Consider the following 16,094-nt stretch of genomic DNA (forward strand, 5'->3'; position numbering starts at 1 on the left):
TGCTGTCGATATTCATTGCGAATGCCGCGCTCGCACTCGCCATTGCCAGCAGAGCCAGTGTCAGATCAAGTGGAAACCTTCACAGCTGGCTTATTTAATTATCATACTTAAACTCAATATTTATCTTTATATTTTCTACATCCAAAGTAACTACACATCCAGACCAAGCTTTTTCGCCTGCGCACAAGCCATTCATAACAAAATGGCTCCTCAACTGCACTAGCAATTCGGTTAAATCACCAACTGCGCGACCGTCGGGATCAAACCAGTTTAAATCACCAGCGTTATTGAAGTAATCAAACTCATAGCTACCGCCGTCGCCTTCAGCAAAAAGCTCCGCTCTGGCTATTATCTTTGTAGCGTCTGAAGGACCAGCATCAATTAGAAGCTGCCCAATTTTTTCGTAAAACAGCTGTTCATCCATCAACCCCCACCTCCAGGCGCATTTTTAAAGTCAACATTTACAGGGCGGCCACCGTCGATTGAATACTTAACATTAAATCTGTCAGGCCGAACACTAGATCCCGAGTAGATAGGCTCAATTTTAACATTTACACGCTTCCCATCCTTAAGTGCATTTGCCCAAGTATTTTCCATCGACTTCCAAGCTCCCTTGTTTAAGTTCCCATTCATGGGGAGCAAGTTCAACTTCTCACCTGGCCCGTTAAAAACACTTGCAATTAAATGCCCACCCTCGTCACCAGATACTCCACACTTTCCTGCCACACATTGCTGATAGGTATTTCGGTCATTTTTTGCGTAAGAAAGGTCGGATTCAACTCTTTCAACACGCCCCATACTGTCTGTTTGATAGGTCTTGTTTCCATCCACTTTATAAATCGTGTTTGGCTCGGGCTTATTGAGATCTTTGGACCATGCTCCCTTGCCACCAGAGCTTATTTCGACTTCTCGTAAAGTCTGGCCTGTTGCTTTTGGACCAGCCTCTTTCGCCGGGTTGTCATACGGCATCCCAGCCTCAGCATCCGGCGAGACAGTCGAGGTGTATGGCGCTTTTCCTGTGCCCGTCCCTTTTACAGCCTTCGCTACAAGCTTACCAAACAGCATAGCTCCCGCAAACTCTAGAACACCTTGCTGCGATGCGCCATTATCCACGATATTCAAAATACCAGGAACATCCACCGGGACCAACATCGAGTCGACTAAACCACTTTTGTGGGCTAGCTCATTGATTTTTTCTTCGCTTAGCCCCTCTCGTCTCCACTGCGCAATTTGTCCACTCTTTTTGATCGCATCCAGATATGGATTACCGATCACACCCATCGGAGTCCAATCAATCCCGGACAGGGAATAAATGTCGCCATAGCCCCCAGAATCGGAACTCAGCTGCCCTTCCTTGGCCCCAGCCATCATGGCGATGGAGTAGTCCGTGACGAGGACAGCAAGTTCTTCCTGACTCAACTTGCCGGCCTTATAGAGTCCGACGAGTGTTTCCCCTGCCTGTTTTTCCTGCTGTCGATATTCATTGCGAATGCCGCGCTCACACTCACCATCGCCAGCACAGCCAGTGAACCGCTTCTGCAATTCATCAATGCTTCCGATCCCGGCGGCTTTAAGCTTTTCATAGAGCGCCAGACTCGTCTTGTCCAGCCGTTCGACACCGTACGTGTTCGAGAGTAGGTTGTTCTGAACAGCATTTGTCCCCGCCTGCGCGCCCGTCACTGCACCGCTCAGGTCACCACCAGCAATTCCCCCAGCCAGCCCTGCCGCCAAGCCAGACAGCGCTGAGACCGTTTCTTTTTGCTCCTGCGTCAGATCTGCCGTTGCCGTGCCCGGATAAAGTTGGCGCGCGATGAGCTCGCCTGTCGCAGCTCCCGCAGCCCCCGCCCCTGCAGAATTGCCTTGTGCCTGCGCCACCACCGCACCCAATACCGCATGGGCCATGATATTGAGCGCAGTGTTATCGCCAGTCGATTTTTTGATCACTTGTGCCAGGTAAGGCGCCGATGCGCCCGCAATAGCTGAGCCGATATCGCCCCCAACCAGCCCTTGCAATGCCGCTGTCACCGCTTGTGCGACACGTGGGTAATTCCCGCCGACCCCGTAGTCAGCCATGATCCGTTTGTAAGCATCAGTGGCAATCAGCTGTTGCTGGTAGGCTTCGACCTCCTCTTTTTTCGCATCTTTTCCAGGCTCCTTGACGCCACGCTTATCAAGTTCAGCACGCGCCTCATTATCGGCATCGATCTGACCTTGGGTCCGCACGATGTCTACTGTCTGAGTGCCAATATCCGCAATCAACTGCACCTGCCGCAGACGCTTCTGCTCTTTCTCCTTATCGAAGATGGGGCTGATGCTGTCGTTCGCGTGTTCAACATCGTGGCTCAGCGTTGCGACGTCCTGCTGCTGTTTGGCAGGGTCGCGAATGTCGAGAGTGCCGTTGGAAATGGCCGATGAGGTCGTGCCGCTGGCACTGTCGCCATGGTTGAAGGCGATCAAGGTGCCGGTGGGCATATTGCTGATGAAAGCATTAGTGCCATCGCTGCCACTGCTGACGCTCGCGCTCTGCAACTGGCTGGTGTAGTCGGCCTTGTTCTTTAGGACGCTCCACCCGAGCGTGCCCGTGCTCAGACGGTTCTTGTCCGGCGACGCAGTGCTCGCAATCACGCTGCCATCGAGCTGGGTATGGTTACCCACATCGATCTGGTACCCGCCCTTGCCGCCGAACAGGCCGGTCTGCTCCTGCACACTCTTATAGTTGGAGTCGATCTTGCTTTTGCTGACGCTCAGGTTTGCGCTACCACCGCTGCCGATGATGGCGAAGCTGATGCCCCCGCTGACATCCGTCTGTTTGGACTTGTAGTCATCGGTGTCTTGCAGACTTTGCAGCGTGAGGTCGCGACCTACGGTGGCTTTAATCTGGTCTGCACTGACCTGAGCACCTTTGAGGACGATATCTCGCCCGCTGACCAAGCTGATCTGCTTGCCCGCATCTAGCGTCGTTTCTGTCCAGGTCGTGCCGGTGCCCTTTTCGTTTCCGGTGCCCTTGTTCGCATTGGCGAAAACGCTCAGGCCACCGCCTTCGGAGCCCACGCCAAGGCTGATGCCAAGCGCTCCCCCGCTGCTGTTGTTTTTGCCATCGAGTTTTTGATTATTCGCCGCAGCTTCCAGGAGAATATCGTGCTCCGCCGCCAGCCGCATTTCGTTACCGGCCTGCAGCTTGCTGCCTTGAACATGGATATCACCCGCGTCACCGGGCGTACCGTCGCCGTCCGCCACGATGGTGAGGTTGTTGCCGGCTGTGAGACTGCTGCCCTGGCTAAGGGTTTGCTCTTGGGTCTGTCTGGATTCGGACTTTTGCGAGCCCACGGAGAGGCTGATACCTACGAACTGCGCAGCGTTGTCCCCGGTCATTCCGCCGTCTTGCTGCGCTGCTTGCCAGGCCTGTACGCCGGTCAACCCTGCTTTAACACCTTGCAGCGCCGAGAGGCGGCTGTCGTCCTCGTTCTTGGCTTGCTTGGCGGTCTGGTAAGCGGCGTCCACTGCGCCACCCACGGTGCCGGATAACGCCAGAGTCAGACCGCTGGATTTGCTTTTAGCCGTCTGCTCGCTGCGGTTGTTGTTCTCAGAAGCCAGGACGCTGACATTTTGCCCAATCAGGCTGATGTCTTTACCGGCAACCACGTCAGAGCCGCGAAAGGTCAGGTCTTTGCCCGCCTGTACATCCACGCTGCCCAGCACACTGCCGATGTTGCTGGCCCGGGTGGTTTCGGTGCTGCTGGTGAACGTGTTCTTGTTGCTGCTTGAGCCCAACGTGACGCCGATGCCACCCGTGCTCAGCAGGCCTGATTTTTTGGTTGAGGACGAATGGCTTTGTTCAAAGGTTTCCGTCGCGCCGTCGATCACCACATTGCGCCCGGCAATCAGGCTGGTGGCGTTGGTAGAAACCACGTCACTGGCAACCGTGCCGATATCTCGACCGGCACGCACGACGACCGTATCAGCGCTGATGGAAGAACTCTGCTGGCTGATCTGGTTACTGCTGTCGATACGCGTTTTCGAGCTGCTGGACAACAACCCGCTGCTGGTTTTGGTTTTGCGGTAATAGCTGTAGTCGCTGTTCTGCGCGGCGTTCAGCGCCAGATCATTACCTGCGTACAGGTAGGCTTCCTTACCCGCACTCGCGCGGCTGGCGCTGAGGGCGAGGTCGTTGCCTGCGCTCAGGGAAAGGTTGTCACCGGCCACAAGCGATGTGCCCACTTGCTGAACATGGTCTTCCTGTTGGGTGATCTTCTTGGAGTTGGAGGCCGAATGCTGTTCATTCGCCGCCGAAGCCAGGTTCAAATTCCCATTGGCCACCATCGCCAGATCACGCGTTGCATTCAACTGGCTGCCAATCGCACTGATGTCCCGCGCAGCCACAACCTGGAAGTCTCGCCCCGCCTCCACAACGGTGCCGTACTGGGCCACGTTGCTACTGCGTGAGCGAGTGCCGACGCTATTGGCAGTGCGCTGTTCGGCGGTAGCCAGATTTACGTCGCGCCCGGCTTGTATCCGGGTGTCGGCGCCACTTTTCAGCGCGCCGCCGGTGCTGTTGACGTCACGTCCGGCCTGCAGGGTCAGGCTGTTGGCCGCTTCGATGCGCGCGGCGTTGTCGACGAAGTCGGTGCGTTCGGTGCGGTAGCCGCTGCTGCTCTGGTGGCTGGTTACGCTGCGTTCGTTGAGCACGTCACCGCTGATCGCCCCCACGCTGACATCTCGTCCGGCAATGATGCCGCCGGCGCGGTTGGTCAGGCTATTGCCGGCGAGCAGGTCAAGGCGGTTGCCGGCTTCGGTGAGGCCGCTGTTGACCATGTTGCGCCCGGCGCTGGCGGCCAGGTTGTTGGTGGCGCGCAGGGTGCCGACGTTGTTGAGGTCGGTGCCGGACACCAGGTTGAGATCGCTGCCGGTGATTAGCGCGCCGTTTGGCGCCAGGCGGTTATTGGCCTGGGCCAAGTAGAGCACCGGCACCAGAACTTGCTGGCCGGCAACGGTGGCGTTTTCCATCCACACGATGTCGTGGGTCAGGGCGGCGACCTGTTCGGCGGTAAGGCTCACGCCCACCGACAGATTAAGCGCCTGCTTGCTGCCGATCGCGTTGTCCATCAGGTACTGGAACATCGCCGTATCGCTGGTAAGACCGTCGATGAAGCGCTGGCCGGTGCGGGCGATGATCGCCTGCTGGATCAAGCGTTGTTCATAGAAACCATCACCCAGACGTTTCTGCGCCTGATCTGGGTCATAGCCCAGTTTGGACAGCAGGTAATCGGAACTGAGGAACTGACCGAGGTTGGTCAGTGCAGGGTTGGTTTCGATCAGGTATTTCTGCGGGTTGGAGACGAACTGGCTGTCCGGCAGGCCTTGCACGCGATTGATGACTACACCGTCAGCCGAGGTGCCGCTGCCAGGTACGATCGGGCCACTGGCCGGCGCACGGTCAACGGTGCCGCCACTCAGGGTCCAGCCCTGAGGCGCGGTACTGGCGGGCGCGCTGGCGCTTTGACCGCTGAGGCGGAAAAGGCCGCCCTGCCCGCTTGGCAAGGTAAAGCCGGGCAAGCTCAGCGGGTTGATCTGCTGCTGGGCCAGATCAGGAGGCAATTGCTGGTTAAGGGTAATGCGGGTCGAGTAACCGGCAGCACCACTGGCGCCTGTAGCATCGGTACCGGTTTTGGCGCCCGCGCCCACGTAGGTATAGCCCGGGCGCACCACGGTGTTATCGATGTTGTTCTGGGTGATGACAGTGGCCGCGCCGCCGGCCTGGATGATGCCGGCGTAACGTTGGTCGCCCGTAGCAATTTTGGTGACACGGCGCAGCGAGACGCTTTCCTTTTCAGTGGTGCCGATGAAAGCTGCCATGGCGGCTTCCAGGCCACCCAGATCATTGGGGTTATAGGCGGCGCCGCCAACCGAGTACTTGCGATTGAAGTCTGCCGCCAACGCATACCAGTCACTCGCGTCGCGGGTGCGCTCGGAGCGGAACAAGCGCCAGGTTTCGGTTTCGCCAGTCTCGATGCCCGTGTTGGTCAGGTTGTTGACCGTGATGTTGATCATGCCGGCGGCGCCGATGCTGCTGCTCGAGTTGAGCAACTGGCCGCCGGTCAGGGTGATGTTTCTTCCCGCGCTGATGAGCGATGCCGCACTGGCCTGAAGGACTTCGAGCTTGTCGCGCTGCACGACCTCCCACAAGTGGTTGACCTTCCCACCGTCGCAGTCGCCAGCGTAATCGGCGCCCCGCCGGCACGGCATCTCGGTGATCGAAGCGGTATAGATGCCCCCGTCGTTGGTTGTCAGCACCGCGCGCTCGTTTCGCATCACTGCCGCTGCGAAGCTCAGGTCACCATCACTCTGTATGCTCGCCGAACTGTTGATAATGCTGTCGGCCAACCCGCCCTTGCCGTCGCGATCGACACTCAGGTTGCCCATGCTGTAAATGTCGCCGTAGCTGTTGTTCAACGACGCGACGCGCATGCTCATGTCGGCACCGCTGAAGATCAGGCCGTGGTCGTTGAGCAACGCGCCGGTGGTGACGGTGAGGTTTTGCCCGCTGCCCAGGGTGGCGTAGTTGTTCAGCGTGCCCGCGTTAATCAGCAGGTCGGTTGCCGAGGTCAGGCGGCCATGGTTGTTCAGGACGCCGCTGATGGTTGCACTGGTCACGCCACCACCGGCGATGCTGGCGGTCTCACTCAAATTCGCCTGGGCGGCAGTGAGGTTCAATGCGCCCAGGCTGCTGACGCGTCCAGTGCTGTTCAAGGCGCCACTCAACGTCAGGTCAAGGTCGCCGTCGCTGGCGATCAGGCCGTTGGTGGTCCAGTTGCCGCCGTTGCCGATAAAGCGCCGCGCGCCAAGCAATTGCCCCGTTGCTGTCTGGTTGAGGGTGTTGACGTTGACTGTGAGTTGCCCGGCCTGGATGACGCTGCTGTTGGTCCAGTTGTCCTGGGTGATGGTCAGGTCGCCCTGCGTCACCAGGCTGCCGCCGACGTCGTTGAGGTTGGCGGGCGCAATGCCAAAGTTACCGGTACCCACGTGCAGCACGTTACCGCCGAGGTTCTGCAAGCTGCCGGCATTCAGTGCCAGATTGGTATTGGCCGTTTCCAGCACGCCGTTGCTGTTATCGAACAGGCCGCCAATGGCGAACTCGGTAGTGCCGGTGGTGCCCAGCGCGCGCAGGCGGCCGGTCTGGTTGTCCAGGCTGGCGGCGCGGACCTTGAGGGTGGATTCGCTTTCGATGATGCCCAGGCGGTTATTGAGGACGCCGCTCAGGTCGAGGTCGATCTGCCCGGCGGCAATCTGGCCATCGTTGTCGCCGCTGTTATCGAAGTCGTGCCCAACAACGCGCATCAGGCCTTTGGCGTACAACCCGCCGTTACGGTTGTCGAAATTGCCGGTGGTGACCAGGCCATTGCCGTCCTGGGCAGAAATGCGCCCGCCATAGTTGTCCACGGCGCCGGCCTGCAGGTCCAGGGTCTGCCCCTGGATCACGCCGCCCTGCCGATTATTGTTGAGGTCATAGCCGTTGCGAAGCACGCCGACGACGCGGGTCTGCAGCAAGCCCTTGAGGCTGGCGAGGGTGCCGCCCCTATTGTCGAGGCTGGCGGCGGTGACATTCAGGTCGCCGGCCTGGGCGATCAGTTTGCCGCTCTGGTTGTCGATGGCGTCTGCCACGTCGAGAGTCAGGCCATTCTGGCTTTGCACGGCGCCCTTACCGTTGTCCAGGCGGTTGGCGGTGAGCGTGAGGTCGGCGTTCTGGCTATAGATCAAACCATCGCTGCCGTTCTGCACCAAGCCGCTGGCGGTGATGCTCACGCGGTCGTTGGCGGCCAACGTGCCGCGGTTGCGGTTGTCCAGGCCACCGGTCATCACGGTCAGCAGCCCCTGGCTGGCGAGTTGACCGCCCTGGTTGTCGATCTGTGCGGCACGGCTGATCAGCAGCGGGCCACCGCTGCCCAATTTGCCGTTGGTATTGGTCAGCGTCGCAAGCAGGTCGAGGGTGGTGGCGGTGCCGCCGCTGATGCTGCCGGCGGTGTTATCCAGGTTCTGTGCGTTAAGGCTGAGCGTCGCAGCACTGTCGATCACGCCGCCTTGGGCGTTGTTCAACAAACCGCCCACGGTGAGCGTCTGGCCAGCGGCGCTGGACAGCACGCCGTTGGCGCTGTTATCCAGTTCGCCAGCGTTAATGGTCAGCGCCTTCTGGCTGACAAGCGCGCCCGCACCGCTATTGAGAAGGCTGCCGGTCAGCGTGGCATTGAGGTCGCCGTAACGGCTCGACAGTGTGCCGTTGTTGCGGTTGTCCAGGTTCGCGCCGCTGACGGTCAAGCCTTGCCAGCCGGACATCAGGCCATTCTGATTGATCAGAGTGTCGGCATTGAGCACCAGCAGGTTATTGCTGATTACCTTGCCGTTACTGTTATTCAGGGTGCGGCCGTTGAGGTTCAGGGTTTGCGCACTGGAGAGTTCACCGCCGCTGTTGGTCAGGTCGCGCAGGTGAGTGATGCTCAGGTTGCCTGCGGTGGTGATCAGGCCACCGGCGTTATTCAGGTCGCCGGTTGCCGTGCCAAAGTCCAATGCAATCGCACTGCCCAGCAGCGAGCCGTTCTGGTTGTCCACGCCTGCGCTGTTCAAGGTCAGGGTGTTGGCGGCGTTCAGCAGGCCTTGATCACGGTTGACCAGTTGGCCAGCAACGTTGAGCAGAGTATCGCCACGGCTGGTGACGGTACCGCCGCTGTTGTCCAGGGTTGCAGCCTGGGCATCCACCGACGCCGCGGCGATCATGCCTTTGACGTTGGCCAGGGCCTGCCCGATGCGCAGGGTGAGCGCGGTATTGCTGAGCAGTTTGCCGTTGCTGTTGTCCAGGTTGTCAGCGGTGAGCGTGAATGCCTGGCTGCTGGAAATTTCGCCGCCCTGGTTATTCACCTTCTTGAGATTGTTGAGCATCAGCAGCGGTGCGTTGATTAGCCCGCCCTGGTTGTTGAACTGGCCACGATTGAGTTCCAGGGTCAAGCTGGCGGCGCTGGTCAACTGGCCGCCTTGCTGGTTGTTCAGATCGGACGTGGTGATCTGCGCAGACTCACGCGCGCTCAGCGTGCCATTCTGACTATTGTCCAGGCTTGCGCTGGTCAGGTTCAGGCTGCCGTCGGTCACCAGTCGCCCGCCCTGGTTGTCCACAGCGCCGCGCGTGCTGATGGTCAGCGGGCCGGCGCTTGAGAGCGTACCTGCGCGGTTAGCCAGAGTGCCCGCCGTCACGCTTAGCAGCCCTTCGCTGCTGATCAGCCCTTGGTTGCGGTTGAGCAATTGATCGACATTCAGGTTCAAGCCGCTACCGGCGATTACCAGCCCGCCGTCACTGTTATCCAGCTGCGTGCTGGTGACCGACACGCTCGCTTGGCTCGATAACTCGCCGTTGCGGTTGTCGGTGTTGACCACGTTCACCTGCACGCCGCCGATACCGGCGACCAGGCCTTTCTGACGGTTGTCCAGACTATTGCCAGCCACGGCGACGGTGCCCTGGCTGGTGATCAGCCCGTTCTGGTTGTTGAGGGCACCGATATTCAGGCTCAACGCCTTGCCAGCCGTGATCAGGCCGGTGAAGTTATCCAAAGTGGCAGCCGTCAGGGTTGCAGTGTCAAGGCTGGAGAGTTCACCGCCACGGTTTTGCACATCGCCTGCGGACACGGTCAGTGCGCCGTCGCTGGTGACAAGCCCACCTTGGGTGTTCTGCAGGCTGCCAGCCGTGATGGTCAGGCTGTTGTTACTAAGAATGCGCCCTTTGTTCTGGTTGTCGACCGAGGTGGCGTTGATCTGTGCGTGCTGCTTTGCACTCAGGGTGCCGCCCTGGTTGTTGAGGGTCTGGGCATCTACGCTCAACCCACGGCTGGCGATGACGCTGGCGCCATTATTAATGATGCCCTTGCCACGCAGGCTCACATCGCCCGTTGCGTTGCGGGTGTTATCGCTGTTGACGCCGGCTTCAATAATGTCGCGGTTGGTCAAGGTGCCGCCGCTGGAGAGTGCGATGCGGTCGCGTGCTGCCAAACTTTTACTACTGGTGAGATCGCCCTGGGTTTGCACCTCCAGCGCTGTACCAGCGTAAACCTTGTCAGCCAGATTGACGCTCTGCGCCGTAACCCTGACGTTACCGGTGGCCGCCGCCTGAGCCATGCTCAGGCGCCCATTGGCATCCAGTTGAATATCACCGCCACTGGCCGCCAGCGTGCCGTCGAGCTTCACGCCCACACCCGCTTCGGTGCCCACCAGCTTGATTGCGCCAGCATACATACCGCCCAGAGCCGACGAGTCAATCGCCAGCTCGGGCTTGGTGCTGCCGTCGTCGGCGCGGGGTGTGGCTGTCAGGCTTTGGGCGTCCACATCGTTGCGACCGGCGATCACATTCAGTTCGCGCGCATTGATCTGCGCGTTGATCTTGGCCGAGCGAGTGATGATGTCGAAGCGGTCGACGTTGCTGGCGTTCAAGCCTTCACCGTCGATGGTCACGGCGCCACCGTCAACTTGATAGCTTTTCAGTTGGCCGTTTGCGTCGAGCACCGGCTTGCCGGTGGTGAGCGTGACGTTCGGTGTGTTGATGAAGCCGCAGCCGCTGCAGGTGACGCCGTAAGGGTTGGCAACGATGACTTTGGCCGACTGCCCCGCCACTTCGGTGTAGCCGCGCAATTGGCTGGGGTTGCTGCCGGTGACTTCGTTGAGGATAACGTTGGCTGCCCCGCCCTTGAGGTTGGGGTTGCCGACGATGTAGCCGCCCAACTGGGTGTTGGCCACCGTGCCGGTGGCGTTGTTGAGGATCACGCCGTTGGCGCCGACGTTGTAGTTCTGGAACTTGTTATGGGACAGGCCGCTGCCGTTTGGCGTGGCGATGTTCACCACGGGCACGCCGTTGCCCGCCTGGCCTACGGTGGTGCCCGGCGCACTGACCACGATGCCTTCGGCTTGGGCCAGCAGCGGCTGCCAGAACAGCGCGTTGATCAGGATCAGCACCAGGCCGCGCTTGGGCAGACCGAAGAACGAGTCCCGCGGCTTCAGCGCAGCAGAAGGTTGGCGGGCAAGGAAGGCAAATTGGCGAACGTCCATTGTCAGATTCTCGATGTAACGGGGCGTTGAATTACAGGAAGAAATCCATGCGGAAGTAGATCGGCGCTTCGCGCTCGGTGACTACTCCCGGTCTTTCTAAAGAATGGGCAAAGGTCACGCTGGTGCTGACGTACCTGCCCCGAGCGAACAGCTCCAGAGAATTACTGGACACGCGACCATGTACGTCGCCGTTGTAGCGGTCGTTGCTGATCACGCCCTGGTCGTAGCCGACGCTGGTGCCGTACTCGGCAAAGGCCGGGCGCATCCAATCCAGCGTTACCGGGCGTGCCCAGCGCACTTCGTTGCGCCAGTAACCGCCGCTGTCGCCGGTCAGTTGCTGGTCCTTGAGACCGCGTACCGAGGCCGAGCCACCCAGGCTAATGCGCTGCGGGCTGAAGAGAATGTCTTCACTGCGCTGACCGGTGGCCAGGCTGGAAAAGCTGAAAGACTCGCCCCACAGCGTGAACGGCTGCAGGTAACTGACGGTGGCGGTGTATTTGCGGTAGCGCGAATTGGCCTGTCGGTTGCCGAACTCATCGCGTTCTTCTTCAGACTGGGCATCGAGCAAGCCGATGCCGTTCTGCATGCCGAGGTCAAGGTTGACGAACGCATTGCCGATGCGCCGACCGTGGTTGAGGCCGAGCTGGAGTTCGCTGAGGCGGTTACTGCTCGGCTCCGTGCGCACGTCGAGGACGTAGTTGTTGGTACGCAGATGGGCCAGGCCAACGTTCACCGAGGTCTTGCTCACGTCGTCGCGATGGATCACCCGCTCGGCGCGCAGTTGGTGGTTCTCGTTGTCGCCATTGAGCTTGAATTTGCTGCTGTCGGTCTCGCCGTAGGTGCGATAGTCGCTTTCGCTGTACGTGTAGCTGAAGTTCCACCAGCCCCAAGGCACGTTGTAATACAGCATGTTGTTTTTCGAGGTTTTCTGGTGGTCGCTGACAGCGTCGTGGCCGCTGCGCAGTATCAATTGATCGCTCAGGCCCAGCGGACTGTCCCATTCCAGGCCCGCGTCCCATTGCTGTTCACCGGTGCTTTCCTGGCCGTCGTTATTGCGCGACAGGCTGGCGCGCCAAGGTTTTTGCGGGACGTTGTTGACCACCACTTCACTGCCGCCGATCTGCTGGCCCGGGGTCAGTCGCATTTGCGCCTGCCTGGAGGGCAATCGGTTGAGCTGGTCCACGAGTTGCTCGATCTCGCGCAGGTTGAGCGCCTCGCCGACCTTGCCGGGAAAGGCCATGGCCAGTTCGCGGTCGGTCACAGTGCTGCCCTCGGCGGCTTTCAACGCTTCGAGTTTGCCTTCGACCACCAGCACCTGCAGGTGACCGCTGGAGAGGTCTTGTTGCGGCAAGTAGGCACGGCTTGTGACGCGGCCCTTGTCGATGTAGTAGTCGGTGATGACCTTGAGCAGCTCATTAAGCTGCGTTACGCCCAGGCATTGGCCGATGTAGGGTTTGAGCAGACGCGTGCGGTCGGCGGCGGACAGGCTGTCGGCACCCTTGAGTTCGATGTCTTGGATCGGGAAGCAACGATTATCGGCCGGCGTGGCCGGGGCCTCGGGCTTGGTCTGCTTGCCGGGCAAGTCCTGAAGCTCCTGCAGGCGGCGACTCTGCTCTTCGAGCAAGCGGTTCTGCCGGTCGCGGATCAGGTCCTGATCGCCGGGCGTTGGGGCGGCGGTGGCGCTGTTCAGGCTCACACACGCGAGCAGAAAAGTGCAAAGCAACAACCGAATCCGTGGCAATGAGAAGGGCATGTTCGATCCGTCGAAAAATCAAGGGGCGGCAAATTACCATCGAATCCCGTTGATCCAAAGCGTTGGATCAGGTGGGCATTCGCGCGTGAAAAATCTGCAAACCCTTGATGGGCAATAAAATAAGGCACCGAGAAAGAGTTGCAGCCTGTTACAAGACTGGTGGTCCGACGAGCGGCAAGCGTTTAGTAGCAGGTCGGCGAGGCTCATCGAGATGCTGTTAATTAGCCATCAGCCGTGGCCGAGATACCTTAGTGATGAGGAATGCAGAAAAGTTCGCGCGGTCTTTGTGAAGTGGATCCCAATTATCAAATTGCCGCGCTAATTTAGAAAGTCGATAACGCCCTGAGATCTGTGCTTATCTCACCGGCAGGATAACGCGCACTTAACTGCGCTTTAAATGGCCTAAAGCTCACCGGAGTGAGCTTTAGGCTTAACGCGTCGAGGGCTTCGATTCCCTAATTCGCTGGGACAGTGGCGAGATTGGCCAACGCCCTGTGGATAACTTATTCCACCGTCACAGACTTCGCCAAATTACGCGGCTGATCCACATCCGTACCCTTCAGCACTGCCACGTAATACGAAAGCAGTTGCAGCGGGATGGTGTAGAGAATCGGCGTCAGTGCATCGAGGATATGGGGCATGGAAACCACATGAGTGCCCTCCCCGTTCACCAGTCCAGCCTGTTCGTCAGCGAAGACGATCAGCTCGCCGCCCCGTGCGCGCACTTCCTGCAGGTTGGATTTCAGCTTCTCCAGCAGCTCGTTGTTAGGTGCCACGGTGACAACAGGCATGTCACTGTCCACCAGTGCCAACGGGCCGTGTTTCAGTTCTCCGGCCGGATAGGCTTCGGCGTGAATGTAGGAGATCTCCTTGAGCTTCAACGCCCCTTCCATCGCCACCGGGAATTGCGCGCCACGACCCAGGAACAGGGTGTGATTCTTCTCGGCGAACAGTTCGGCAATTTTCTCCACCGTCGTGTCCATGGCCAGCGCTTCACCCAGGCGGGTCGGCAGGCGGCGCAACTCTTCAACCAGTTCTGCTTCCACGCCAGCGCCCAGCGTGCCCTTGACCTGCCCCAGTGACAGCGTCAGGAGCATCAGTGCGACCAGCTGCGTGGTAAACGCCTTGGTCGACGCGACTCCGATTTCCGGGCCGGCCTGCGTGAGCAGGGTCAGATCGGATTCACGCACCAGCGAACTGATGCCTACGTTGCAGATCGCCAGGCTGGCAAGGAAACCCAGTTCCTTGGCATTGCGCAGCGCGGCAAGGGTGTCGGCCGTCTCGCCGGACTGGGAGATCGAAACGAACAGCGTGTCCGGCTGGACCACGACCTTGCGGTAGCGGAATTCGCTGGCGACTTCGACCTGGCACGGAATGCCGGCCAAGCCTTCGAGCCAGTAACGCGCGACCATGCCGGCGTGATAGCTGGTGCCGCAGGCGACGATCTGCACGTTGCGTACTTTGGCGAACAGCTCCGCCGCTTGCGGTCCGAAGGCCTGCACCAAAACCTGCTGCTGACCGAGGCGGCCTTCGAGGGTGCGCTGCACGACTTTTGGCTGCTCGTGGATTTCCTTGAGCATGAAGTGGCGGTACTCGCCTTTGTCCGCCGCTTCTGCGCCCTCGTGGTACTGAACAATCTCACGCTCGACAGGGAGGCCGGATGCGTCCCAGATCTGCACGCTGTCGCGACGGATCTCGGCGATGTCGCCCTCTTCCAAATACATGAAGCGGTCCGTCACCTGACGCAAGGCCAGTTGATCGGAGGCGAGAAAGTTTTCCCCAAGGCCCAGACCCACAACCAGAGGGCTGCCACTGCGAGCGGCAATCAGGCGATCCGGCTGTTTTGCACTGATTACCGCCAGGCCATAAGCACCGTGCAGTTCCTTGACCGTCGCCTTCAGGGCAGCGGCCAGATCGGGTGTGTCCTGCAGTTTATGGTGCAGCAGGTGGACTATGACTTCGGTGTCCGTGTCAGACGTAAACACATAACCCAAGCCCTTCAAACGCTCGCGAAGCGGCTCATGGTTTTCGATGATGCCGTTGTGCACCACCGCCAGTTGCTCGTTGGAGAAGTGCGGGTGGGCGTTGTGCTCCAACGGTGCACCGTGCGTTGCCCAACGGGTGTGGGCAATGCCGAGGCGGCCTGTGACCGGTTCGCCGGCGAGTGCGCGCTCCAGTTCGTTGACCTTGCCGACCCGACGACGACGCTCGAGCACGCCGGCGTTGTTGAATACCGCCACGCCGGCGCTGTCATAGCCCCGGTATTCCAGGCGCTTGAGGCCCTCCAGCAGGATGGCAGTGATATTCCGTTCAGCGACAGCGCCGACAATTCCACACATGGTCTTCTCCTAGGAAACAGCAGCGCAAATCAAAGTTACGCCGCGAGCCTGAATTTGTTCGCGTGCCTCTTGAGGCAGGCGGTCATCGGTAATGAGGGTATGGACGCTGCTCCAGGGCAGCTCCAGATTGGGAATCTTGCGACCGACCTTGTCGGCCTCGACCATCACGATCACTTCCCGGGCGACTTCGGCCATCACCCGGCTGAGGCCAAGCAGTTCGTTGAATGTGGTTGTACCGCGGGTCAGATCAATGCCGTCGGCGCCGATGAACAGCTGATCGAAGTCGTAGGAACGCAGCACCTGCTCCGCCACCTGGCCCTGAAACGATTCTGAATGCGGGTCCCACGTCCCGCCCGTCATGAGCAGGACCGGTTCGTGCTCCAGTTCACCCAGCGCGTTGGCGACATGCAGGGAATTTGTCATCACCACGAGGCCCGGCTGCAAGCCCAGCTCTGGAATCATCGCAGCCGTTGTGCTGCCGCTGTCGATGATAATCCGTGCATGTTCCCGGATGCGGGCAACAGCAGCGCGCGCAATGGCCTGTTTGAACCTGGAAACGGGCTGGCCGGGCTCGCCAATTAATTCCTGGGGCATGGGGATGGCGCCGCCGTAACGACGAAGCAGCAGCCCATTGCTTTCAAGCGCAGCCAGATCCTTACGGACCGTCACCTCGGAAGTCTCAAAGCGCTTGGCCAACTCGTCCACACTTACCTCGCCCTGCTCATTGAGCAAAGCAAGAATGTTGTGGCGGCGTTGAGGCGTATTACGTTTCGACATGGTGATCTTAAGTTTCGATTCGAAAGTTAACGAACGCAATGAAAGCTCATCGAAAGATATACGTCAAGGGGAAATGGGTGTCGTGAGAAGGAATAGAGGATTTTTTCGTACAGTTGCCGCTCAGAGGCCGGCATCGGCTGCCTGTTTTG

The 16,094-nt window shown here is 59.6% G+C and carries 5 protein-coding genes; all 5 read right to left on the reverse strand.

The annotated features are described in order from the left end of the window. Positions 1 to 94 precede the first annotated feature (94 nt). Positions 95 to 424: an antitoxin YezG family protein gene (locus AC3ISG_RS24895; RefSeq protein WP_489298216.1), complete on the reverse strand. Its 330-nt coding sequence runs from the start codon at positions 422 to 424 to the stop codon at positions 95 to 97. Continuing rightward, positions 424 to 11,076 (reverse strand): hemagglutinin repeat-containing protein, encoded by a 10,653-nt coding sequence (locus tag AC3ISG_RS24900; protein ID WP_489298217.1) that lies wholly within the window; start codon positions 11,074 to 11,076, stop codon positions 424 to 426. The genes AC3ISG_RS24895 and AC3ISG_RS24900 overlap by 1 nt, the downstream gene beginning before the upstream one ends. A gap of 31 nt (positions 11,077 to 11,107) precedes the next feature. Further along, on the reverse strand, positions 11,108 to 12,829 hold the full coding sequence (locus AC3ISG_RS24905; RefSeq protein WP_489298218.1) for a ShlB/FhaC/HecB family hemolysin secretion/activation protein: 1,722 nt from the start codon (positions 12,827 to 12,829) through the stop codon (positions 11,108 to 11,110). Positions 12,830 to 13,332: 503 nt separating this feature from the next. Continuing rightward, positions 13,333 to 15,168, reverse strand: a complete 1,836-nt coding sequence (glmS, locus tag AC3ISG_RS24910) for a glutamine--fructose-6-phosphate transaminase (isomerizing) (protein ID WP_489298219.1) — start codon at positions 15,166 to 15,168, stop codon at positions 13,333 to 13,335. A 9-nt stretch (positions 15,169 to 15,177) separates the two neighbouring features. Beyond that, positions 15,178 to 15,945: a DeoR/GlpR family DNA-binding transcription regulator gene (locus AC3ISG_RS24915; protein WP_122534377.1), complete on the reverse strand. Its 768-nt coding sequence runs from the start codon at positions 15,943 to 15,945 to the stop codon at positions 15,178 to 15,180. Between the last annotated feature and the right edge of the window lie 149 nt (positions 15,946 to 16,094).

The sequence above is a fragment of the Pseudomonas sp. GL_135 genome, from assembly GCF_057834665.1.